We start from the raw sequence: 22,242 nt of genomic DNA on the forward strand, positions 1-22,242 counted from the left end.
CTGTTGGGCTCCGGCGGAGCCGCGCAACGCTTTGCGCTGCAAGAGATCTGCGGTCGCCGCGCGGAGCGCGGCGGCGTTGACCTCCGGCGTCGATCTGGCGGGTGGGCGTCGCTACCCTATGGTCCCGCCGCGGCGTGCCGCAACCCCGGCGTTGCCGGGGTCTTCCACTACGTTGCAGCCCTGCGGGTGCAGCCCGCCTCTGCCGGCGGGACCGTCGGTTCGCTCCTGCCGCCTACCCGCCATTCCGGCGCCGGTTGCGGTGTTTGAAGGAGTGAAGAAGATAGGCGTCACGCAGATTGCCGCGCCAGATTTCCCCAAACGCAGCCCTGAGGACGCCTTCGGTGAGGAAGCTGATCCCGCGACGTTGAAGCGGCTGGCGCGCGCGGTGCGCAAGCTGCCCCGGTTGCAGCGTGAAATCTTCCTCGCCGCCCGGCTCGACGACATGGATTATGTCGAGATCGCCGAGCGCACTGGCCTCAGTGTCCGCGAGGTGGAGCGACACATTGCAAAGGCGCTGGTGAGCATCGTCCGCCGCATGGACAGGCAACCCGGGCGCTGGTGGCGTCGATGACCGCGACCTCGCCGGGGTTTGATCCGGCGAGGTTTGCGCTTGCCCCGCCAAGGGCTAGGAGTGCGATAATGAAGACCGATCTCGACCATCTTCCCAGCCAGAAGCAACGCGAATTGCAGCACGTAGTGCGTGTGCTGTTCGAGGAGTTCGAGCGCGAGATCGGCTTGGCGACGCAGCCCTGGAAGAAGCGCGGGCGCATCCTCAAGGTCGTTCTCTACGGCAGCTACGCGCGTGGCGACTGGGTCGATGATGCAGTCGGTGGCTACAAGTCCGACTATGATATCCTGGTCGTCGTAAACGACACGAAGCTGACCGATCCCATTGAATATTGGGGCAAGGCGGACGACCGGCTCATGCGCGACGCTACGATCAACGAAGCCCTAAGCGCGCCGGTCAATTTCATCGTCCACGATCTGGCCGATGTGAACGATCAACTCACGCACGGGCGACCATTCTTTGTCGATATCGCGCAGCAAGGGATCGCGCTGTACGAGGCCGAGGGATTTGAGCTGACAACGCCGCGTGTGCTTCCGCCGGGGGAAGCGCTGGCGGAGGCCGAAACGCATTTCAATCGCTGGTTTTCGAGCGCTTCGGATTTCGTCCGGCTCGCGCAGATGGCCACCAGCGAGAAGATGGCCAACAAAGCCGCATTCCTGCTGCATCAAGCAGCCGAGCAACTCTACCACTGCACGCTTTTAACGCTGACGCTTTATAGCCCCAAGTCCCACAGATTGAACTTTCTGAGGTCACACGCAGAGGAGGTCGCAAGCGATCTAATTGCTGCATGGCCCCGCTCCGACAAGGTGAGCCGACGCCGTTTCGAATTTTTGCGACAAGCCTATGTGAACGCGCGCTACTCGCCGCATTACGAGATCAGCGATGAGGAATTGAACTGGCTCGGCGAGCGCGTCGCCGAGTTGCAGGCGCTGGTCAAAGCGGTGTGTGAGAAGCGGCTCGCGCCGCGCGACTAAGCCGCGCGGCGCTCGTATTCATCAGGCAGATTTTGCCGCGCGCGGAGCGCGCTTTGGCCTATCGGCCGTCGGCTTTGCCGCCGCCGCCTTCGCGGCGCGGCCCTTACTGCCCAGACCGATCTTGTGTGCCATCGCGCGGCGCTGCTCCGAATAGCTTGCGGCGACCATCGGATAGTCAGCCTTGAGATTATAGCGCTCGCGATACTGCTCGGGGGTGAGGCCATGACCTGATAGATGGCGGCGCAGCGTCTTGTAAGGCTTGCCATCGATCAGCGAGATGATGTGATCTTTCGAGGCGAGCGACTTACGCACCGTTACGGCTGGCGTATATTCCTGCGCGGGCGCGACATCTTCGCTGGCATCGGCAGGCGCAGACGTTGCGCCCGCGAGCTCGGTCACCGTCGCGTGCATCGTGCGCAGGAATGCTGGCACGTCTTCGGCCGATACGCGGTTGTTCTGATTGCCCAGCCAGGCAATCGTAAGCTCAGCGGCGAGCTCGACCGCGTTCAAGGAATTCTCTTCAGACATTTTCGACCCTTCGGAGTTGATACCAGCGCCTATGACGCCGTTCGTAGTTGTTTCCCCCCGTTGTTAAGGGCCATGTGCCGCGCAAGTTTCGAAATCAACTGCCGAGATGCTTAACCATCGGCAGTTCCGTTAAATGCACGCTGCCCGCGCCGCCGCCAGAGGATTAGCGTCTGCTCGCGATGCTCGCTCCGCAATGTCGCGGCACTTTCGACCATCAGGCCGAAAATCACGGCGCGATCGTCATCGGTAAGATCAACCAACCCTGCTTTGACGACGAGGCCGCCCAACTCAATTAGATGTCGCGTTCGCCCGCGGCGCTTCGCGATCCAATCCCTTCGGTCGGTTCGAGCGCGCAACGCTTCAAGGCGATTGCGCGCTGCCGTTGCCCGACGCAGCGCTGCCAGAATGTTCGCCAGCGCTTCCACCAGGCCGTGCCGTCCGTTGAAAGAAGGCGGCACCCCGCTTGCGCCAGCTCTCCTTTGCGTTCGACTCCTTGTTCTCGACGCCAGCCAGCAGAAGGCCGGCCAGTTGCTCGATTGGCAGCGCGTCGGCGCCGGTCGCGATGACCAGTTCGCCGAGCTGTTGCAGCTTGCGATCTTTGAGGTGTTTGGCCCTGTCTGTCAGCGCCTTCAGTTCAGCATCGAAATCGCGGGGTTTGCGCATGGTGCAGTCCTCAGTTGAGCATTGAGGCCGCACCAGTTATCGAGCCGTTCGATAAGCTGCAATGCGTTGAAATCATTTGGGACTTCGCAATCCCGAGAAAGATTGAATCTTTTGAGGGCGCGCTTATACGTCGTGCCGACGTAGCTCTTTAGGTGTAATTGGATTGCCGTCATGGCGATCTACCATTTCTCGGCTAAAGTCATCTCGCGCGCTGACGGTTCGAGCGCGCTGGCCTCCGCAGCGTACCGCTCGGCTTCGCGGCTGCATGACCAGCGGCTCGACCGGCATCACGACTTCTCGAACAAGGCAGGCGTCGTTCACGCCGAAGTGATGCTGCCGGATGGCGCCCCCGAGCATCTCTCAGACCGCGAAAAGCTGTGGAACGAGGTCGAGGCAGCCGAGAAGCGGATCGACGCCCAGCTCGCTCGCGAGATCGAGTTCGCGATCCCGCGCGAGATGACCAAGGACCAGGGCATTGAGCTAGCCCGCGAATTCGCGCGCCACGAGTTCGTCGATCGAGGCATGATCGCCGATCTGAACGTGCATTGGGATATCGGCGCCGACGGTGAGGCCAAGCCGCACGCGCATGTGATGCTGACGATGCGCGAGGTTGGCGACGACGGCTTCGGACAGAAGAATCGCGACTGGAATCGAACGGACCTGCTGGAGAAATGGCGCGAGCGCTGGAGCGAGCACGTCAACCAGCGGCTCGCTGAAGTCGATATCGATGCACGGATCGATCATCGTCCGCTTGAGGCGCAGGGCATCGACCTGGAGCCCCAGCACAAGATCGGCCCTGCGGCGTCGCGCATGGCGGCGAAGGGACTGGAGTCCGAACGGCTCGCCGAGCATCTCGAAATCGCTCGCGCAAATGGCGACAGGATCATTGCCAATCCGAACATCGGGCTCGACGCCATCACCCACCAGCAGGCAACCTTCACCACGCGGGATCTCGCGCGGTTCATCCATCGACATAGCGACGGCAAAGAGCAGTTCGATGAGGCGATGAGCGCCGTCCGGACGTCGCCTGACCTGGTGATCCTGGGCAGAGACGGACTCGGTGAGCAAAGGTTCACGTCGCGCGAGATGATCGAAACCGAGCAGCGGCTGGAGCGCGCCGCGCTTCGCCTCGCCGACCGCTCGGATCATAGCCTCCCGGCAGCGGCGATGGACAGAGCCATTGATGCCGCCGGGAGTGACGGCCTCATTCTCGGGGGGGAGCAGAAGGCCGCTCTTGGCCACATAACCGGCCCTCGCGATCTGGCGATAGTCACAGGGTACGCCGGGACCGGCAAATCAGCCATGCTGAGCGTTGCGCGCGATGCATGGAACCTCGCGGGCTACGAGATTCAGGGACTCGCCTTATCCGGCATCGCCGCCGAGAATCTTGAAAGCGGATCGGGCATCGCCTCACGCACCATCGCATCGATCGAGCTTCAATGGGATCAGGGCCGCAACTTGCTGACCCCGAACCATGTGCTGGTGGTCGACGAAGCCGGAATGATCGGCACGCGCCAGATGGATCGCGTCATCTCCGAAGCGGAGAAGCGCGGCGCCAAGGTTGTGCTGGTCGGCGACCCCGAACAGCTCCAGGCGATCGAGGCGGGTGCCGCATTCCGCTCGGTTGCCGAGCGGCATGGCAGCGTCGAGATCACTGAGGTCCGCCGCCAGCATGAGAACTGGCAGCGCGATGCCACGCGGCATCTTGCGACTGAGCGGACGGGTGAAGCGATCCAGGCTTATCACGAGCATGACGCCGTGCATGCCGCCTCGACGCGGGACGAGGCTCGCTATGCGCTGATCGATTGCTGGGACCGCGACCGCATCGCCGATCCGGACGCCTCGCGCATCATCCTCACGCATACGCGCGATGAAGTGCAGGCGTTGAATGTCGCCGCGCGTGATCGGCTCCGGACCGCTGGTGCGCTCGGCGAGGATGTCACCATCGCCACCGAGCGCGGAGCGCGCGATTTTGCGGCCGGCGACCGGATCATGTTCCTCAAGAACGAGCGCAGCCTCGGCGTGAAGAACGGAACGCTCGGGACCGTGGAGAGCGCCAGCGCGGTGCGGATGGCGGTGCAGCTCGACGATGGCCGCTCGGTCGCGTTCGACATCAAGGACTATGTCCAGATCGATCACGGCTATGCCGCCACGATCCACAAGGCGCAGGGCATGACCGTCGATCGAACTTATGTTCTGGCGACGCCGGGGATGGACCGCCATTCGGCCTATGTCGCGTTGTCGCGTCATCGTGACCGCATCGATCTCCATTATGGGCAGGACGACTTCGCGGATCAGGGCAGACTTGCCCGCACGCTGTCACGCGACCGCGCCAAGGAAATGGCAAGCGACTATGCCCATGAGCCGGAACGCCAGTTTGCAGAGCGTCGCGGCATCACCTTCCGTGAGCGCGTTGCCGACCTGGTCCGGCAGGTGCCGGAAAAGGTACGGGGCATGTTCGAGGGACTGCGGCTCCCGGTTGCGCGACCGATGGAGGCAGCCAGATCGGCCGACAACGAAGCGCGTCAGCGACGCAGAAATATCGTTCGGCGGCATGCCCGCGCGGTCGTCAACATCTTCGAGAGATTCGATAAGGGACGTCCCATCGACGCCGGCCAGGTGCAGGAAATCCGCGAAGCGCGCAAAGACCTGAACGCGCTACGCGAGCACGCCTCCACGGACCTTGAGACTGCCTACAAGAAGGACCCGTCGCTCGCCGGGGAAGCCGCCGGTGGCAACTTTACACGCGCGATGCGGGCAATACAGCTTGAAGCCGAGATCCGCACAAATCCGACGCTGCGTGCTGACCGGTTCGTAGAGCGCTGGACCAGCCTCAGCGGTCAGGCCGATCGTGCTTATGTGACGGGCGACATTGCGGGCCGTAAATCAGCGCAAAACGAGATGGCCGGGATGGCAAAGAGCCTCGAACGCGATCCGCAGCTGGAATCGCTTCTCGCCGCGCGGAAGGTCGAGCTGGGCATCTCCATCGACACTGGGCGCAGGCTCGGCGCAGAACTTGCCTTCAATTACGGGATCAATTTCGACCGCGGGCGGGGCCTTAGCCGTTGAAGCGACGATAGTCTCCGTCGTGCCCCAAATCGGTTGTTGAGCGCATTCCGAACTCATCCGACTAGGTTTCCCCATTCCATTCGCCAATACGACCACGACGATTGGAACAGCACGCTCTGCGGCTTATCGCCGACTGCTATCGCTCGATGCTGACTGCTACGTCGGCGAAAGCAGCCATAGTGTGGTAACCACCCGCACATGACTGCCGAACAAATTATCACCCTGCTGGTCCTGGCAGCCGTCGTCGCAGCGCTCATCTGGGACAAGGTCCGCGCTGACGTCGTTGCACTGGCAGGTGCCGCGGTCCTGCTGATCAGCGGGGCAGTCCGACCCAGCGAAGTCCAGGGCGCCTTTGGGAGCCCGGCGATCGTCACGCTCGCCTCTCTATTCGTGATCGCGCACGCGATGGAACTCTCGGGGTTGCTCGACCTTCTGATTCGTCGTGCCGTCCTGGTCTGCCGGCGAACCGGGGCGGCCGGACTTTGGGTGCTGATCGGCTTGTGCGGCGGCGCCTCTTCCTTCCTCAACAACACGCCCATCGTGGTGCTGTCGGCCCCGGTCGTGCGCGATGTCGCGACCTCGCTGAAACTCGACCCCAAGCAGTTCCTGATGCCGCTTTCCTATGTCGCCGTTCTCGGAGGGTGCTGCACCTTGATCGGAACCTCAACCAACCTCCTTGTCGACGACATGGCGAGATCCTCGGGGCAGCCGCCGTTTGGAATCTTTGAAATCACGCCGGTCGGCCTGATCGTGGCGCTCGCGGGCGGGCTCTATCTGCTTGTTTTCGCGCGTCTGCTGAAGGGGCAAACCGAGCCCAGCCCCCAGCGATCAATCCAACATCATGTTACCCACCTGGATGTTGCCGGTGATTCGGTGGGCGATGCGACTGACTTTGCGGTGGAGCGTCCGTTGGCTCCGTTCAAGGCGGTGGCCTCGGTGCTCGTGTTCTTGGGCGTCGTCACCCTTGCCGCGTTCAATGTCGCGCCGATCGCCGCCGCCGCTTTTGCCGGAGCCGTGCTCCTCATTCTCATCCGTGTTATCCGGCCCGAGGAAGCCTATGGCGGCCTTCGGCCCGAAATCCTTATGCTCATAGCCGGCATGGTCGTGCTCGGCATCGCGCTCGAACAAACCGGTCTCGCGGCCGCGGCGACCGACCGGCTGATCGGGTCGGTCGGGGGCTTCGGGCCGCTTGTCGCCCTTGTCCTTCTTTACGGTGCGACCATGCTGCTCACCGAACTTCTATCCAACGCGACGGTGGCGGTGCTGGTGACTCCCGTTGCAGTGGCGCTTGCCGAAAGCCTCGGCGTGAGCCCACGGCCGTTTCTGGTCGCCGTCATGGTTGCGGGAAGTGCCGCTTTCGCAACGCCTTTCGGCTACCAGACCAATGTCCTGGTCTATCAAATGGGGGGGTATCGCTACCTCGACTTCGTCAAGATCGGGCTCCCGCTGAACATCATCACCTGGATCGTCGCCGTCGCGACCATCCCCTGGTTCTTCCCGTTCTAGCGCAAACCGTAGCCGCCGGCTTCACGCCGGGATCGGAACAGCCATTAGTGCCTTGGTAAAGCGTTTGCGCCACCAGATCACGTCCTCGTCGCGGACATTCTCGAACATCGGCCGCCACCGCGCGATCCGCTCCTCGCGCGACATCGCCAGCGCCCGCTCGATCGCGTCGGCGATGTCGTCGGGACTGTACGGATTGACCAAGAGTGCGTTGCCGAGCTGCGCGGCCGCACCGGCGAACTGCGAGAGGATAAGCACCCCGGGGTCCTCGGGGTCCTGAGCCGCGACATATTCCTTGGCGACGAGATTCATCCCGTCACGGAGCGGGGTGACGAGGCCGATCCGGGCGGCGCGATAGACGCCGGCGAGCATGTCGCGCGAAAAGCCCTGATTGACGTAGCGCAGCGGCACCCAATCGATATCGGCAAAGGCGCCGTTAATCCGTCCCGACAGCGCATCGAGCTGTGCGCGGATGTCCTGATAGCTCTGCACCTGCGCCCGGGAAGGCGGGGCGATCTGTAGCAGATAGACGTTGGAATGGGCGTCGGGATGGGTCTCGAGATAGCGCTGATAGCCATTGAAGTGCTCCTCCAACCCCTTGGAATAGTCGAGCCGGTCGACCCCAACGATCAGGCTGCGCCCGATCGAACTTTCGACCATCCGGGCATGCGTCGTCCTCGCCTGTGAGCTGCCGGCGCTGGCGACGAACTCCTTCGCATCGATCCCGATCGGGCAGGCGATAGCGCGGATCGTTCGCCCGCCAACGGTGATGTGTTCATTCTTGCCGATTGATCCGCCCATCTCGCTGATAACATAATCGTGAAAGGTCTCGAGCCACTCGTCGGACTGGAATCCGATAACGTCATAGGCGAACAGCGCCTCCACCAACCGGCGATGTTCAGGCAGCGCCGTGAGCAGCCGCGTCGGCGGCCACGGGATATGGAGGAAGAAGCCGATCCGGTTGGTCAGCCCGCGCTGGCGGAGCACCCAGCCGAGCGGGATCATATGATAGTCGTGCACCCAGATCAGATCATCAGGCTGGATGTGCGGTCCGATGACGTCGCCGAACACGCGATTGACCCGCTCATAGCCGCCCTGAAAATCGCGTTCGAATTCGGTCAGCCCGAGCCGGTAGTGGAATAAAGGCCACAAGGTGCGGTTGGCATAGCCATCATAATATTCCTCGACATCCTGTTCGGGCAGATCGATCGTAGCCGAGGTGACGCCGTCATAGGTCTCGAACTTGAGCTCGCCCGTCTCGCCCGTGTCCCCCGACCAGCCGAACCAGATTCCGTCCGCCTCGCGCAGCGCCGCGGTCAGCGCGACGGCTAGCCCGCCCTGCGCGCCGGGCTGGTCGGCGGTCGGCGCGGAGACGCGGTTCGAGATGACGATGAGCCTGCTCATCGGATCGAGCTCCACGGCTTGCTCAACAGGACTGCGCAATTGATCAGGCCGACCAGCGAGTATGTCTGCGGGTAATTTCCCCATAGCTCGCCGGTCATCGGATCGATGTCCTCGGAGAGCAGTCCCGCAGCTGTGCGCCGGCTCAGCATTTCCTCGAACAAGGCCCGCGCGTCGGTGCTGCGGCCGGTGGAATGCAGCGCCTCGATCAACCAGAAGGTGCAGACGTTGAAAGCGGTCTCGGGCGATCCAAAATCATCCTCGGTGGCATAGCGCAGCATGTGCGAGCCGCGCCGGAGTCCCGCTTCGATCGCGTCGAGCGTATCGAGGAAGCGTGGATCGTCGATCGACAGGAACTTGATCTCGAGCAGTTGCAGGACGCTCGCATCGAGGTCGTCGCCAGCGAAGGTTGCCGACATCCGCCGCGTCTCGGGCCGCCATGCAGCCTCCTCGATCCGCGCGCGGATCTGGTCGGCCCGCTCGCGCCAGAACGCGCTGCGCTCGGGCAGATCTAGTGCCTGGGCGGCGTTGGCAAGCCTGTCGCAGGCGGCCCAGCACATGGCTGAAGAATAGGTATGCACGCTCTGCCGCGTGCGCAGTTCCCACAGGCCCGCGTCCGGATGGTCGTGATGCTCCCATGCGCGCTCGCCGACGCGTTCAAGCGATTCGAAATCCTCGACACCGGCCATGCGGAACAGCCGCTGGTCGAAGAACGCCTGGGTGTTCGACAACACGATCTGGCCATAGGCATCGTGCTGGACCTGCTCATAGGCCTGGTTGCCGACGCGGACCGGCCCCATGCCGCGATAGCCCGGCAGGTCCGGGGCAGTACGTTCTGGCAGCTGGGCTTCGCCAAGTACGCCGTAGAGCGGCTGGATATGCCCGCCCCGGGCATTGTCGACGATGTTGCGGAGATAGACGAGATAGCCCTCGAGAACATCCAGCGCGCCGAGACGGTTGAGCGCCTGGACGGTATAATAGGCGTCGCGGATCCAGCAGTAGCGATAGTCCCAGTTGCGCTGCGAGCCGGCATGCTCGGGGATCGACGTGGTCAGCGCGGCCACGATCGCACCAGTCTCTTCGTGCTGGCACAACTTGAGGGTGATCGCGGCGCGAATGACCGCGTCCTGCCACTCGAAGGGAACAGCGAGGCCGCGAACCCATTCCTGCCATTCCGCAGCGGTGCTCGCGAGCATCGCGTCGAGCGTGCCCGCGACGTCGCCGGCGAAGCTCTCGTCTGGGCCGAGAAAGAAGTGCAGCGTGCCCTCGAGGCGGAAGGGGCGCTCCTCATGGACGAAGCCTACCGGCGCCGTCGTGGTCAGCCGCAGGGTCATCGAGTCGGTCTGGTAGCGGATGTGGTTCGACCCGCCGATCCTCTGCGCGCATTCACCGCCCCAGCCGCAGGTCGGTCGGAGCCGGACCCGGATCCGTGGGGAGCCGCTCAGCGGCCGGACGATGCGCGCGAAAGCGACCGGCCGGTAGTGGCGACCGAGGCGACGAAAATAGGGACAGAAATCGATGACCTCGATGGCGTTGCCCATCGCGTCGGTGTGGCGGGTAACGAGAATTGGGGTGTTGCGACGATATTCCTGCTCGACCGAAATGCCGTCCTCCAGCTCGATATCCCAATAGCCTGCATCGGCCTCGCCGCCGAGCAAAGCAGAGAATAACGGATCGCCGTCGACGCGCGGAACGCATGCCCAGACGAACCGACCTGAGCGGTCGATCAGAGCGCTTACCTGGCAATTGCCGACCGGCCAGAGATCGAGGTTAGCGGTCATGATGCGATCTCCGACAGCCATTCGCGCACGGCGGCCGGATCCGGCAGTCCGAACCTGGCCGCAGTTTCACGGGGCTGGCCGACGAGCACACCTACACCACCCAGCCCAAGCGCTGCTTCGAACGCCGCCTCGTCGGTGATATCGTCGCCGATGAACAAAGGCAGGGTGCCGGTCATGGGCGGTTGGCGCATCAGCCGGCGCACTGCGCTTCCCTTGTCGCCGCCCGGGCAGCGCAACTCGACCATCATCTTTCCGGGCTGCAAGGCCAGGCCGGTGTCGCGCGCGATAGACTCCGCAAGCGCGTACGCATCGGTCTCGGCGCCAGGAGCGAGCCGGAAATGCAATGCCATCCCGAGACTCTTCATCTCGAGGGCCACCCCGTCGCGCTCGGCGGCGAAGGCTCCGAAGCGAACAGCGGCCGTATCCAGTGCGGCGGGCCGTTCGGGTGCCTCTAACACGCCGCGCCAGCGATACTCGCACCCGTGGCTGCCGGTGAGGGCGATCGCGTGCGCGACGGGACCGAGGATCAAGTCGAGTTGCGCCAGCGATCGGCCGCTGACGATCGCGACCCGTCCGTCGAGGCGTGCACTCAGCCGGAGCAACAGCCCACGCAGATCATCGTCGGCAACGACAGCGTCGGGCCGGTCGACGAGATCCAGCAGGGTTCCATCAAGGTCGAGCAGCAAGCTGGCACCGGCAGCCAGCGAAGGGGTCGGGAGTGGTAGAGCAATGCGAGTATCGAGCGAAATAACTGCCACCTGTTGTCTAAGTGTCGATGTAGCCGCGCCCGCCCATGCGGCCTGCAAGGGGAACCGGCACCGGCTTGCGGGGTTCCGTAACCGAACCCGTTCAGTCGTGATCGAGCATCGTCGCGGGCGGCTCAAATCAGCCGCTCCGGGCCAATTGCGAGGCAGTTCAGATAGGGTCCGTCCTCGGCGCCGATCAGGACCGCGCGATCTTCGTCCTGGGCAAAGGCGACAGTGTCGGAACCGTAGCGCGGTCCGAGGGAAAAGGACCGTCTCGTAAGCGGGTAGCGATGGTTTCGAGTGACCACCGTCGCCCGTTCCCCTTCAACGCGAACAGAGAAGGTGATGCCATGGGCACATTGATAGGTGCGCACGACCTCGGCCTGCGCCCCGGTGTCGCTGCTGTCCCCACTGAATGCCGCGAGGACCGCAATATTTAGAAGAACGTCGAACATGCACGCGCCTCGACCACCCGGTGCGGGCGAAGAAGCCGTAGAGGCAAAACGGGTACGCACGTTACTATAGGATTTATATGCATGGACCTTTCACGTTCCGGCGCCCTACTCCGTCCGGACAGCGAGCGCGGTAGCCCACGCTATCCCGCAAGGGTCCCCGGTCTTCCGAAAGGATGCGTTCCTGACTCACCACGGCGGCGAGGCCGTGCTTTCGAGCACGGCCCCGCCGTCGCGGACCAGCAGCGGGGATTCGCGCGTCGCTCATGACCATCGAAGCAACCATCGCCGAGGCGAAACCTCACTTGCGCCCCAGGCTCCAGCAGGCGCTGGTGGCGGCGCTTGTCGTGACATTGTCGACGCTGGGAGCCATGGTCGCCAAGGCGCTGATAGGCCCTGTCGCCGCGGCTCTCATCTTCGTGCTGGGCATTACCGTCGCCGGCGCACTCGGTGGGGTCGTCGCTGCTCTTGTCGCCTCCTTTGCGGCTTTCCTTCTGTATAACTTCTTCCTGACCGACCCTGCCTTCAGCTTCAGGTTCGCGACGAGCCGCGACATCGCTCCGCTCATTATCTTCAATCTGTGTGGCCTAGTCGCCGGCGTGCTCGCGGGTCGGCTCAAGGACCATGCCAAGGCGGCACAGCGCAGCAATCTGCAGCTGGAGAATCTTCTGGAGCTCAGCCGCACCCTGCAGGCAGCCGTTCGACAGCAGGATGTCGTCGCTGCGGTTGCCACGGCGGCATATCATCTTGTCGGCGCAAAAATCTCGCTGTTCCGCCACACGTCCGAAGTGCTGGAACCGATCGATGCCCCGCCGCATGACCCGGAATGGCAGGCGCTGGCCATGCGGGCGCTGGCCGCAGATTCAGCGGCGCTGGAGGAGGACGGACGGATCACTCGCAGGCTCGAGGGGAGCGATGGCAATCTTGGCGTGATGGTGATCGAGGTGTTCCGCCCCGGTAAGCTCGACGCCAACTTCATCGATGCCCTGGCCAATATGATAGCCCTGGCGCTCGAACGCGCCGCGCTGTCCGAGACGATCGCGGAAAGCCGCGCATTGGTCCGTGCCGAAGAGCTGAAGACTGCGCTGCTCGCGTCGGTAAGCCATGATTTCAGAACCCCGCTTGCCGCGATAAGCGCTTCGGCCTCGAGCCTGATCACGTATCGCGACCAGCTGGACGAACCCACTTCAGCGGGCCTGCTTCGCAGCATCGTCGCGGAATGCGAGCGCCTCAATCGGTACACTGCCAACCTGCTTGAGATGAGCCGCCTTGAAGCAGGCGGCGGTCTGGCCGGCTTGCAAACCTTGAGCGTCGCCGAGATGGTCGGCGCCGCGATCAAGCGCGTTCGCCCTCGCGCGGGCGAGCGCACCATCCGCCGCTGCGACGAGAATGACGTCTTGGTGAGCGCCAACGCCGCGTTGTTCGAACTGGTCCTGCTCAACGTGCTCGACAATGCGATCCGCTACAGCAGCGACAAGAGCTCGATCATCATCACGATCGAGCGCGTCCATGATCGTTGCAATCTAACGGTGGCGGACGAGGGGATCGGCATCCCGCCGGACGATCTCGAGCGCGTTTTCACTCGGTTCCATAGGGTATCACGCACCGAATCCGCGCCGCGCGGCAGCGGCCTCGGCCTCGCGATCGCTAAAGGATTTGTCGAAGCGCTCGGCGGCACTATCGAAGCGCGCGTACCCGGTGTCGGCAATGCAGGGACGCGGATCATCATCTCGCTGCCCGCGACCGGGGAGGAAGTGTAATGGCCCACATCCTGCTGATCGACGACGAGCCTTCGCTGGTGGCGGTGCTCGAACCGGTGCTGGGCGCCGCAGGCTATCGCGTCACCGCCGCGGGCGATGGCGCATCGGCGATCTGGCGGTCCGGCAGCGAGCAGCCTGACGTCATTCTGCTCGATCTTGGTCTTCCCGACATGGACGGCAAGGACGTCATCCGCAACATTCGCGCGACGAGCAGCGTCCCGATTATCATCATCTCCGCGCGGCACCAGGAGGGCGAGAAGGTCGCTGCGCTCGATGAAGGCGCGGACGACTATGTCAACAAGCCGTTCGAAATTGGAGAACTGATGGCGCGCGTTCGCGCCGCGCTTCGCCGCAGTTCGAGCCTTCGCCTCCAGCCTGCCGCCTATAGCGGTGGCGGGCTTCACATCGACTTTGCGGAGCGCAGGGTCACGGTCGGCGGCGAGCAGGTCCGGCTTTCGCCCAAGGAGCACGATCTCCTGGTCGCCCTAGCGCTGAGCGCCGGTCAGGTGGTGACGCACAAACGTCTGCTTGCCGCCGGTTGGGGGCCCGAAGGCGCGGACAGCCAGTACCTCAGGGTCTATATTGGCCTGCTGCGGCAGAAGATCGAGGAAGACCCCGCCGAGCCAAGGCTTATCCTCACCGAGCCTGGCGTCGGCTATCGACTCGTCGCGCCCGAGTCGGCTGACGGAGCATGATCGAAGCGCGACCGCGCTCGTCACTCGGCGCAACCTCTTTGGACGGCGTTGAGTCCGCCCATCACTTCTGCTTTGCCGGATATCACGCCGTCGGCCGCGAAGGCTGGGGGGCCTTGAGTGTCCTCAATTATGTAACGCTCGCGCCACGCGCGGCGTTGCGTCCGCAACCGATCGACGGTGTGGAGCTGATCACGGTCGTGCGGAAGGGTGTCATCGCCCACGCCGGCAGCCTTGGAGGCAATTGCCGCACGGTTGCAGGCGAGGTCCAGCTGATCAGCCCAGGTCCGGGTATGACCCATGCCGACATCAATCCGTCGGCGAGGCCGGCGGAATATGTGGAGATCCGCATCCGCAGCCAATCGCCAGGTGATCGAGCGCAGCGCCGGTCGGTCGCCTTTCCTGCGCGCAGTCATAGCGGTCATCTGCTGACACTCGCTAGCGGTTTCGCCGAGGACCGGCCCGCGCCCTCGCTTACCGCGCCAGCACGCGTCCTCGGGGGCCGCATTTCGCCGGGGGACAGGCTAGACTATGTCTTGGAGTCCGACCGGCTCGTCTATCTGGTGGCGCTTAGCGGCTGCGTGGAAGTCAACGGGGTACCGATCGACACGCACGCAGGCGCGGCGGTCGCCGATGAGACCTTGCTGCGAATCGAGGCCGGACGGGCTGCCGAGATCCTGTTTATTGAAACCCGCTAGCCGAAGAGCGAGTTCGCCCGCAAAGCTCGCGATTGTAGATGCCGATCTTCGAGGGACACGACCGGTCCCGCCGCGTTGCGCCGGTCGACTATCCTGCTTCATCTGCTAGGGTGCTGACATGAGCCACGCAGACCCCGCCGGCATGACCCCTGGTGGCGCTCGGGACATCGCTGCTCTCGTCGCGCTGCTGCTGACGGCCGGGTGCGGACAGCCCACCGAAGCGCCAGGCAGCGACGCCCCGGTCAATTCCGGTTCCGTGGAGAGCATCGTTCCGCCGCCTCCTGCGCCGCTCCCACCCCTCGACCGCGCCGGATTGCTTGCCGCAGCCTCTGAAGCGGCGGACGCGACTGCCGCTAGTCGACCCCTTCCGGAAGGGAATCGCGCGCTGATTGGAAGGTCGTTTCAAATCCGACTGCCCTTCGGCTGTTCCGGTCCGATGACCGAGCCGTTATCGACCTGGGCTGGGTGGAGCTACGATCCCAACGCGGGCTCGCTGAAGCTCAGCGCAAGCAATCAGTTTGTCGATCTCCCTGCATGGCTCCCTTCTGTCACTGGCGACCAGCAGATCGATGCCGCTGAAGGGTTCTGGATCGAGCGGCCCTGGACCAGCTCGGAAGCCTGCTCACAGGGCGAACAGCCCGGTGCCGCCGACCCATTGCGCCGAACCCTGGGGGTCGTTCAGTTCTTTGAACCCGATGCGCCGCGAACGATCCAGCGCGGCGCGAGGCCCTACACGGCAACCAAGAAGCTGGAGACGCCACCCGAAGGCGTTACCTATCGGCTTGCCTTGAGCGGACGTATCGTCGGGTTCGCCGACCGCCAGCCGGTCAAATGCTGGAACGAAGCGGATCGCCTCCCGCCCGTCTGCCTAATCTCCGTGGAGATCAGCCGCACCGCCTTCGAAAACTCCAATGGCGACATTTTGTCGGAGTGGCGCCGCTAGCGCTCGCGAAGTTGCGCAAGCGGCGACCATTCAGGTTTATGGCCTCAGTTGCTGTGGCCTTGGCAGAAGCGTCGGTTTCCCGCCTGACGCAGCAAGTACGGCACCCGCCACCGCATTGCGTTTATCGCTTGGCGCCGCGCGCGATCTGTAGCTCGATACGCTTGAGCTCCCGCATGATCTGGTTGGCGTGGATCGGCGCCGCGACGCCAAGCTTTACCGCGAGGGACGCAAGCAGCAACACCGCCGCCGGGAAACCCCAGCGAAGTTGGGTGACCGGATCGCTCGCTTCAAAGAACCCCCACGCCGCCCAGACGCCGGCAAGGAATAGCAGCGTCTGCCCGACCATCATGAAGGTCACCATCCACCCCATGCCGGCGCCGAACAGTCCCATCGCGCGCTCGACGAACCCTGGTTCGTCGCCAATGCTGCGCAGCAGCTCGCGCTCCTCAGCGTCGAGCGCCTCATCGATCAATTCGTCCACGTTACGCATCATGCTTCTCCTTCGAGCGCCGCGCGCAATTTGCGCCGCGCATGCATCAGGCGGGTCTTGACCGTGCCCGCTGGCACGTCGAGCGCCACCGCCACTTCGGCGACGCTCATCTCATCGAAATGGAACAGCGCGATCGCGGCGCGCTGTTCGGGCGGCAATGTCCGGATCGCCGATCGCAGGCGCTCGCTATCCGTCGCGCCGCCGATTAGCGGCTCCGGAGGCATGACTGGTTCGGCGGCCAGTGCATTTCCAACCTCGCGCTGACGCTGGATATCCCGCACCGCGCCGGCACAACGCCGCGAAGTGATCCGGTAAGCCCAAGCCGGGAATGCGCGATCGTCGCGCAACCGTTGTAGCCCGCGCAGGATCTCAATCCAGCTGTCCTGGACCGCGTCGCGTGCGCGCTCGGGATCGCCGGTCAGGCGGGTCGCATGGGCGAGCAGCCGCTTGTGCCAACGATGCACCAGCAACGCGCGAGCCTTGTGACCGCCCGATTTCGCAGCGGCGACGAGATACTCATCCAGGATACGATCATTCGCCACCACCACGTCTTCCCGCTCGATCTGGTGATAAGGTGCGCCGATTGTATGTGCCGGTTCAATCGGCGCGAAAATTGTCCGGCGGGTTATTGTTTGGGAACACGCAGCTGCGGCGTTCCATTGAGGCCAAGCGACCGTTAGAAGGTGGCCGATGACCAAAATTCATTCGGCGAAGCCCCGGCCATCGGCATTACGAACCTTTCTCACGAGTGAGGCAACCGGCGGCGTTCTGCTGATGGCGGCGGCGGCTTTGGCCATGCTCGTGGCCAATTCACCATTGGCGCACGACTATCATGATTTGCTGCATTTGCCGGTGAGCCCGGCGCTGACACCCAAGCTTGGGCCGATGACGCCGCATCTGTGGATCAACGACGGGCTGATGGCCGTATTTTTCCTGCTCGTCGGACTCGAGATCAAACGCGAGTTCGTCGATGGGCGCCTGTCGACATGGTCGAGACGCACGCTGCCCGCGATCGCAGCGGGCGCGGGGATGGCGGTGCCGGCGCTGATCTATCTGCTTACCGCAGGAGGCGTTCCGGCGCTTCGCGACGGCTGGGCAATCCCGGCCGCCACCGACATCGCCTTCGCGATCGGTGTCCTCGCGCTGCTTGGGAGCCGCGCTCCTACTTCGTTGAAGCTTTTTCTGACCACGGTCGCGATCGTTGACGATCTCGGCGCGGTCGCGATCATCGCGTTCTTCTATACTGCGGAGATAAATCTTGCCGCGCTGGCGGCGGCAGCGGCGATCCTCTTGGGAATGTGGCTACTTGGCCGCTTCGGCGTCCGGCGGCTGCCCCTGTTTCTGGTCTTGGCTGCGATGCTTTGGTACGCGGTCTTGCTCTCGGGCGTTCACGCCACCGTCGCAGGCGTGCTGGCCGCGATCATGATCCCGCTCAAGCCGACACCTGGCGCGCCGGATTCGGGAGAATCGCCGCTGCATCGGCTCGAGCATGCCCTGTCGCCGATCGTCGCGTTCGCCATCGTCCCGATCTTCGGCTTCGCGAACGCTGGCGTTTCGCTCGAAGGCGTCGCGCTCGCCGACGTGCTGGCGCCGCTTCCGCTCGGTATCGCCGCGGGGCTGTTTGTCGGCAAGCAGCTCGGGATATTCGGTGCGATTCTCCTGTGCGTGCGCCTTGGGTTCAGCACGCGCCTGCGCGGTGCAACTTGGCTCCAGATATACGGCGTCTCACTGCTTTGCGGGATCGGCTTCACGATGAGCCTCTTCATCGGCGCTCTCGCATTCCCCGCAAATGCCGAGCTGATTGAAGAGGCAAAGATAGGCGTCCTGCTCGGCTCGATCCTGTCGGCGGTCACTGGCTATGTGGTCCTGCGGCTCGCGCCGCCCCATCCCGGCCATATGGAGGAAGAGCGGCTGGAAGCGGCAGAAATCGAGAATGATGAAGATGCCGCTTGCACTGTGGAGCCCGCAGACCCCGTTCGATGAGCTGAAAGCCAAGGCCGGGGCGCCAGCGCCACGAGTTTCGCATTCGGTCGGCGCCACTGCCTCAGCTCCGCACCGAGCGAAGCGCGGTCAGTTCGCCTTCGCCTCCGTGCGAAATGACGCTCATGTTGCCGTCGGTCTCGAGAACCACTGCGGCAACTGCCTCCAGCCGCCCATGCCCTGCATTTCGCACGGCTGCGTCGATCTCGGACGCCGTGATTCGCTCCTTGGCCATCGCGTCGAAGCGAAATTGTCCATTCTCTAGCAGCAGGCGCGGTTCGGAGCGAACAAGCCTTCGGAACACGCCGCTGGATATAGAGAGGCGAGAAACCAGCCACTGCAGGAGCGCCAGCATGCAGAACGCGAGAATTCCCTCGGCCAGCGCGACATCCTTGGCGAGAAGGATTGTAGCCAGCGTAGAGCCCAGCGCTACGGTCACCACCAGGTCGAAGGCGTTGAGCTTGGCGAGCGACCGCTTGCCAGCCACGCGCAGAGTGAGCACGATTGCGGTGTAGGCGAGCAGCGACATCGTCGCCACTCTCAGCAAGCCATGAAAGTCGTCGAAGAACATGTAGATCGAACCCTTGCCAAGAGGCGCTAGTCTCGTACCGATGGAGTTCGCTCCTCAGTCCGGATCGTACTTTCCAGTGAGCGGTGCGCTGGCGACAAGGACCACAAGCACCCCGCCTGCGAGCAACGCGGCCAGCCACAGCATTCCCACGCCGCAGATCAAGCCGATCGCCCCCGCCGCCCAGATCGAGGCGGCCGAGCCGGCGCCCTTCACATAATTCTCTTGGCGGAACATGGCGCCTGCACCGAGAAACCCGATGCCGGTGATTACGCCGGCAAAGATGCGGCTCGGTCCGACATCGACCTGGGGATCGGAGGTCCGCGCGGCCAGTTCCATGATCGCCAAAGCCAGCGTGCAGGCGGCGAGCGCTACGATGACGAATGGACGAAAGTCGATCGGCTTGCGTCGCAGGAAGCGGTCGAGACCGATCAGCAATGGCAGCAGCATCGCGGCGCCGATGCGCAGCAAGGCCTCGGCCCAGGAAATATGGATGGGAGAAAAGGTGCCAGCTTCCATGGCGATCCCCCTCCTAGTGTCGCGCCGGGATCGAAGGCCCAGTCCAGTGCGCGAGATAAGCCGCTCGCACGCACTCAAGATCGGCCTCGAAGGTCATGGCCTGCTCGGAGCGAGCCATCGCGTCGGCGGCGCGGTACGCGAGCAGTCCGCGCACCCAGGGGGCCATGTCGGCTAACTCGCCGAGCGACCGCTGCAACTTGATCGCCACCTCGACCAGGGCCGCGCCATCGCGGGCGATTGGCCGGACAAGGTCGTCGAAGAGATCGCCGACGAACAAGCTGGGCAGCCGGACCTTTGCGTCGAAGGCGGGCTTGGACCTGCCCTCTTCCAGGAAGGCGGCCATGACCCGGACGCCCGATCCGAGCACCGCGATCGCGGTTCCGGGATCGTTGACTGCAGGAGAAAGCGCCCGCGACGCGATCTCGGAGAGAACGATCAAACCCAGACGTGGATCATGATCGAACTGACGGTGATGATCGAAGGTGAAGGCCGCGCGGATTTCCGCCTCGGTTCGGGAATCGGCGCGATCTAGCGACGCGATCGCCCGCCCGGTCGTCACGAATGTGCCCGGCAGAACATGCACGTCGATCGCGCAATCCAGGCGGCCGGCCAGGTCCTCAAGAGCACCGAGATCGAGATGGGTGACGTAACCGATCCTGTCGGCCAGGACGGGATGCTTGTGCGGGCTTGGAGCGCTCGTCACCGGAGCGGTGCTGAGGCTATAGCCCGATCGGTCGGTTGCCGCCCGGATCACCGTTTCGAGCCGGTCGATGGTGCTACCTACCCTGCCGAAGCTGGACAGGTGCCCGATCCAGCGCAGAAGGGTGACGACGATGACGGCAATGACGATGATCGTGCCGACGAAAAGGATCACGCGACCCGATGTTCCATAGATCCCGGTCGATAGCGCGCAGATCCCGACGATCGCGAAAAGAAACGCTCCAAGGAACGTCGACAAGGCATTTTGTGCGGTGGAATCCTCGACCAGCAGCTGCGTCGCGCGCGGGGTTATCGTGCTGTTGACGCCGGCGAACACCGATACCATCGCGGTGAGCGAGAAGGTCGTCACCGCCAACATGCTCGACGCGAGGATCGTCAGAATGTTGTCGACTGCTTCAGAGCCGATCTTGGTGCTGATCTCATAGGGTATATAGGGGGCGATGAACGCGGCCAGCAGCGCAAGCGCCACCGAGAACACCGAGAAGAGCGCGGCGCGGAACCAGATCTGGCGCAGGACCAGCCCCAACACCCATAGCCATCGTGACGACATTCGGGATCCCCGCCGCGCGCCGCCGCTCATGGGGCGATATCAATTTCATCGCTGCGCACGCGGGCCTCACGGCGGTCGGGGAAGCCCAGCGCCTTGGCGATCGGGGCGTTCCATCCGTACGGATCGGTACGGAAGGCCAGATCGCCCTGAAGATCGATGAACACGTTCTGATACAGGAGTCTGACGGGTATGGGCGTGGCGAGTGCCACGAAGCGTTGCTGGCCGCCGGCTTGCGCCGCCTGCCACTCTGCCTCCACGCCCTGGTCCTGCGCCAGCAGCCTTGCAAATCCCAGTGCATCCTCGACCCGCACGCAGCCGTGACTGCGATGGCGCTGGCTGCGCGCGAACAGCGCCGGCGCGGAGGTGTCGTGCAGATAGATTGCGTGGCCGTTATGCATATCGAACTTGACCAGACCAAGGGCATTGCCCGGTCCGGGGCCCTGCACGATCCAGCCGTTCCTCAAGGTCATATTGTGCCGCCGCAGATAGGCGCGCCCGACATGGGCGAGCTCGCCGCGCTGGATCGATTTGGGAACCGTCCAGGTTGGATTGGCGACGAGCCGGTAGATAGGCGACTGGAGCGCCGGTGTCTCGGTGCCGGGCTTGCCGACGATGACGCGGCGCGAATCGATCATCTTGCCGTCGCGATAATAATAGAGGCGTGATGCCGCCGTGTTGACGTCGATCCTCGTCGCGGGTGCGGTGCGCTGCAGCCAGCGCCGGCGCTCGAGAGCGACTGCTATCGCCCGGGCGCGGTCTCCAGGACCCAGATTGAGCACAGCAAGTGTGTTCGGCCCGACCACCCCATCGGCGGCGATGCCATAGTCGCGCTGAAGGCGCTCAACCGCTTCCGCGATCTCCCTGGTGTAGAGGGTGGAGACGGGCACGCTTTCCGGCACGGCGCCCGTCGGCGTCGTCGGTGCGTCGAGATACTCATCGTCGATAAGCTGATCGACGATGATGGGGACGCGGCTATCCGAGCCTCCCACCCTGATGATTCCCTCGCCGATCCTCGGCGGGCGCGCATCCTGCCGCTCGGCCCTGAAGTCCAGATAGGCTCGCGAGAGGCGCATATATTCCTCGTCACGGGGAGCCAGTGCCGCCAGCCATTCGCGCAGATCGCCACGAGCGATCGCCGCTGCGAGACCTGCGGCGACATCGACTTCGACGCGCGGCAGCGTGTAGATCTGGTGCAGCGTGGCGGGATCGACAATCCCGCGCGCCAGCGCATCGCCATAGCGCAAGGCGGCTTCGGTATAGGCCAGTTCGTCCTCAGCCGCTCCGCGAGGCTCGCCAGCGCGATCTAGGAACGAGACAAGGTCCAGTCCGTGACGGCTCCGATCGGCGAGCGCGGCTTCGAGCGCTGCCCTGGATGCGTCGTCCCACACTGCACGCCAGCCGACTGCTTCATAGAAGTCCCGAACTCGCCCGCTTGCCGCCCGATGCAGAGATTCCGCCGAGACGCTGGCCGACAAGTCATGCGACGCGCCCCGCTGGTGAAGCAGCGAGGCGCCCGCTGCGCCGTCAAGGCGCGACGCCGGTATGACGAGCGACCCGATAAGCAGGGCGGCTATCGAGAGGAGGCGACCCCTTGGGGTACGCGCGCCGCCCGGGCGGACAAAGTCGAGCATGACGAA

The 22,242-nt window shown here is 64.0% G+C and carries 22 protein-coding genes; 9 read left to right on the forward strand and 13 right to left on the reverse strand.

All coding sequences use genetic code 11. The features are described 5' to 3' along the window. The first annotated feature begins 259 nt into the window (after window positions 1-259). Window positions 260-571, forward strand: coding sequence for a sigma factor-like helix-turn-helix DNA-binding protein (locus P1X14_RS10585; RefSeq protein WP_277315326.1), 312 nt, complete (start codon window positions 260-262; stop codon window positions 569-571). 68 nt (window positions 572-639) lie between these two features. Beyond that, a complete protein-coding gene (locus P1X14_RS10590; RefSeq protein ID WP_277315327.1) occupies window positions 640-1,542 on the forward strand; it encodes a HEPN domain-containing protein in 903 nt (300 codons plus the stop codon). A 21-nt stretch (window positions 1,543-1,563) separates the two neighbouring features. On the opposite strand, the gene P1X14_RS10595 is transcribed toward P1X14_RS10590, so the two are convergent. The 3 genes from P1X14_RS10595 to P1X14_RS10605 all read right to left on the reverse strand — a co-directional run bounded on the left by P1X14_RS10595 (window position 1,564) and on the right by P1X14_RS10605 (window position 2,733). Further along, window positions 1,564-2,070, reverse strand: a complete 507-nt coding sequence (locus tag P1X14_RS10595) for a MucR family transcriptional regulator (RefSeq protein ID WP_277315329.1) — start codon at window positions 2,068-2,070, stop codon at window positions 1,564-1,566. 110 nt (window positions 2,071-2,180) lie between these two features. Beyond that, on the reverse strand, window positions 2,181-2,426 hold the full coding sequence (locus P1X14_RS10600; RefSeq protein ID WP_346770454.1) for a conjugal transfer protein TraD: 246 nt from the start codon (window positions 2,424-2,426) through the stop codon (window positions 2,181-2,183). 4 nt (window positions 2,427-2,430) lie between these two features. Then, window positions 2,431-2,733 carry a conjugal transfer protein TraD gene (locus P1X14_RS10605; protein WP_277315330.1) on the reverse strand — a complete coding sequence of 101 codons (303 nt, stop codon included), beginning with the start codon at window positions 2,731-2,733 and terminating at the stop codon, window positions 2,431-2,433. A gap of 171 nt (window positions 2,734-2,904) precedes the next feature. Here P1X14_RS10605 and traA point away from each other — a divergent pair, with 171 nt between their 5' ends. Beyond that, window positions 2,905-5,802, forward strand: a complete 2,898-nt coding sequence (traA, locus tag P1X14_RS10610; RefSeq protein ID WP_277315331.1) for a Ti-type conjugative transfer relaxase TraA — start codon at window positions 2,905-2,907, stop codon at window positions 5,800-5,802. A 198-nt stretch (window positions 5,803-6,000) separates the two neighbouring features. Further along, window positions 6,001-7,308 carry an SLC13 family permease gene (locus P1X14_RS10615; protein ID WP_277315332.1) on the forward strand — a complete coding sequence of 436 codons (1,308 nt, stop codon included), beginning with the start codon at window positions 6,001-6,003 and terminating at the stop codon, window positions 7,306-7,308. A 21-nt stretch (window positions 7,309-7,329) separates the two neighbouring features. On the opposite strand, the gene P1X14_RS10620 is transcribed toward P1X14_RS10615, so the two are convergent. The 4 genes from P1X14_RS10620 to P1X14_RS10635 all read right to left on the reverse strand — a co-directional run bounded on the left by P1X14_RS10620 (window position 7,330) and on the right by P1X14_RS10635 (window position 11,688). Then, entirely contained in the window at window positions 7,330-8,709 is a 1,380-nt protein-coding gene (locus P1X14_RS10620; RefSeq protein WP_277315333.1) for a trehalose-6-phosphate synthase, read from the reverse strand. Beyond that, entirely contained in the window at window positions 8,706-10,487 is a 1,782-nt protein-coding gene (locus tag P1X14_RS10625) for a glycoside hydrolase family 15 protein (protein WP_277315334.1), read from the reverse strand. The genes P1X14_RS10620 and P1X14_RS10625 overlap by 4 nt, the downstream gene beginning before the upstream one ends. Beyond that, window positions 10,484-11,173 carry a trehalose-phosphatase gene (otsB, locus tag P1X14_RS10630; protein WP_346770453.1) on the reverse strand — a complete coding sequence of 230 codons (690 nt, stop codon included), beginning with the start codon at window positions 11,171-11,173 and terminating at the stop codon, window positions 10,484-10,486. Before otsB ends, P1X14_RS10625 begins: the two co-directional genes overlap by 4 nt. Before the next feature lie 194 nt (window positions 11,174-11,367). Next, window positions 11,368-11,688, reverse strand: coding sequence for a hypothetical protein (locus tag P1X14_RS10635; RefSeq protein WP_277315335.1), 321 nt, complete (start codon window positions 11,686-11,688; stop codon window positions 11,368-11,370). A 263-nt stretch (window positions 11,689-11,951) separates the two neighbouring features. Here P1X14_RS10635 and P1X14_RS10640 point away from each other — a divergent pair, with 263 nt between their 5' ends. From P1X14_RS10640 to P1X14_RS10655, 4 genes are all read left to right on the forward strand, one after another. After that, window positions 11,952-13,445, forward strand: coding sequence for an ATP-binding protein (locus tag P1X14_RS10640; protein ID WP_277315336.1), 1,494 nt, complete (start codon window positions 11,952-11,954; stop codon window positions 13,443-13,445). After that, window positions 13,445-14,140, forward strand: a complete 696-nt coding sequence (locus P1X14_RS10645) for a response regulator transcription factor (protein WP_277315337.1) — start codon at window positions 13,445-13,447, stop codon at window positions 14,138-14,140. Before P1X14_RS10640 ends, P1X14_RS10645 begins: the two co-directional genes overlap by 1 nt. Further along, window positions 14,137-14,835 (forward strand): pirin family protein, encoded by a 699-nt coding sequence (locus P1X14_RS10650; RefSeq protein ID WP_277315338.1) that lies wholly within the window; start codon window positions 14,137-14,139, stop codon window positions 14,833-14,835. Before P1X14_RS10645 ends, P1X14_RS10650 begins: the two co-directional genes overlap by 4 nt. A 118-nt stretch (window positions 14,836-14,953) precedes the next feature. Next, window positions 14,954-15,778, forward strand: a complete 825-nt coding sequence (locus P1X14_RS10655) for a hypothetical protein (RefSeq protein WP_277315339.1) — start codon at window positions 14,954-14,956, stop codon at window positions 15,776-15,778. 121 nt (window positions 15,779-15,899) lie between these two features. Here P1X14_RS10655 and P1X14_RS10660 read toward each other — a convergent pair whose 3' ends face one another. Together P1X14_RS10660 and P1X14_RS10665 are read right to left on the reverse strand one after the other, a co-directional pair. Then, the gene (locus tag P1X14_RS10660) at window positions 15,900-16,268 is read right to left on the reverse strand and encodes a DUF6768 family protein (protein ID WP_277315340.1); all 369 of its coding nucleotides are present in this window, start codon (window positions 16,266-16,268) and stop codon (window positions 15,900-15,902) included. Next, window positions 16,268-16,966, reverse strand: coding sequence for an RNA polymerase sigma factor (locus P1X14_RS10665; protein WP_277315341.1), 699 nt, complete (start codon window positions 16,964-16,966; stop codon window positions 16,268-16,270). Before P1X14_RS10665 ends, P1X14_RS10660 begins: the two co-directional genes overlap by 1 nt. On the opposite strand from P1X14_RS10665, the gene nhaA reads away from it, so the two are divergent. After that, window positions 16,959-18,251, forward strand: coding sequence for a Na+/H+ antiporter NhaA (gene nhaA, locus P1X14_RS10670; RefSeq protein WP_277315342.1), 1,293 nt, complete (start codon window positions 16,959-16,961; stop codon window positions 18,249-18,251). The two genes, P1X14_RS10665 and nhaA, sit on opposite strands and share 8 nt — an antisense overlap. A gap of 61 nt (window positions 18,252-18,312) precedes the next feature. On the opposite strand, the gene P1X14_RS10675 is transcribed toward nhaA, so the two are convergent. From P1X14_RS10675 to P1X14_RS10690, 4 genes are read right to left on the reverse strand one after another with little or no spacing between them, the layout of a single operon-like run. Further along, window positions 18,313-18,819 carry a YetF domain-containing protein gene (locus P1X14_RS10675; RefSeq protein WP_277315343.1) on the reverse strand — a complete coding sequence of 169 codons (507 nt, stop codon included), beginning with the start codon at window positions 18,817-18,819 and terminating at the stop codon, window positions 18,313-18,315. Between the two features lie 54 nt (window positions 18,820-18,873). Then, a complete protein-coding gene (locus P1X14_RS10680; protein WP_277315344.1) occupies window positions 18,874-19,335 on the reverse strand; it encodes an MgtC/SapB family protein in 462 nt (153 codons plus the stop codon). 13 nt (window positions 19,336-19,348) lie between these two features. Next, a complete protein-coding gene (locus P1X14_RS10685) occupies window positions 19,349-20,635 on the reverse strand; it encodes a DUF2254 domain-containing protein (protein WP_277315345.1) in 1,287 nt (428 codons plus the stop codon). Next, window positions 20,632-22,236 carry a L,D-transpeptidase family protein gene (locus P1X14_RS10690; protein ID WP_277315346.1) on the reverse strand — a complete coding sequence of 535 codons (1,605 nt, stop codon included), beginning with the start codon at window positions 22,234-22,236 and terminating at the stop codon, window positions 20,632-20,634. The genes P1X14_RS10685 and P1X14_RS10690 overlap by 4 nt, the downstream gene beginning before the upstream one ends. Window positions 22,237-22,242: the final 6 nt, after the last annotated feature.

The sequence above is a fragment of the Sphingomonas sp. AOB5 genome (assembly GCF_029433115.1).
Taxonomy (GTDB): Bacteria; Pseudomonadota; Alphaproteobacteria; order Sphingomonadales; family Sphingomonadaceae; genus Sphingomonas.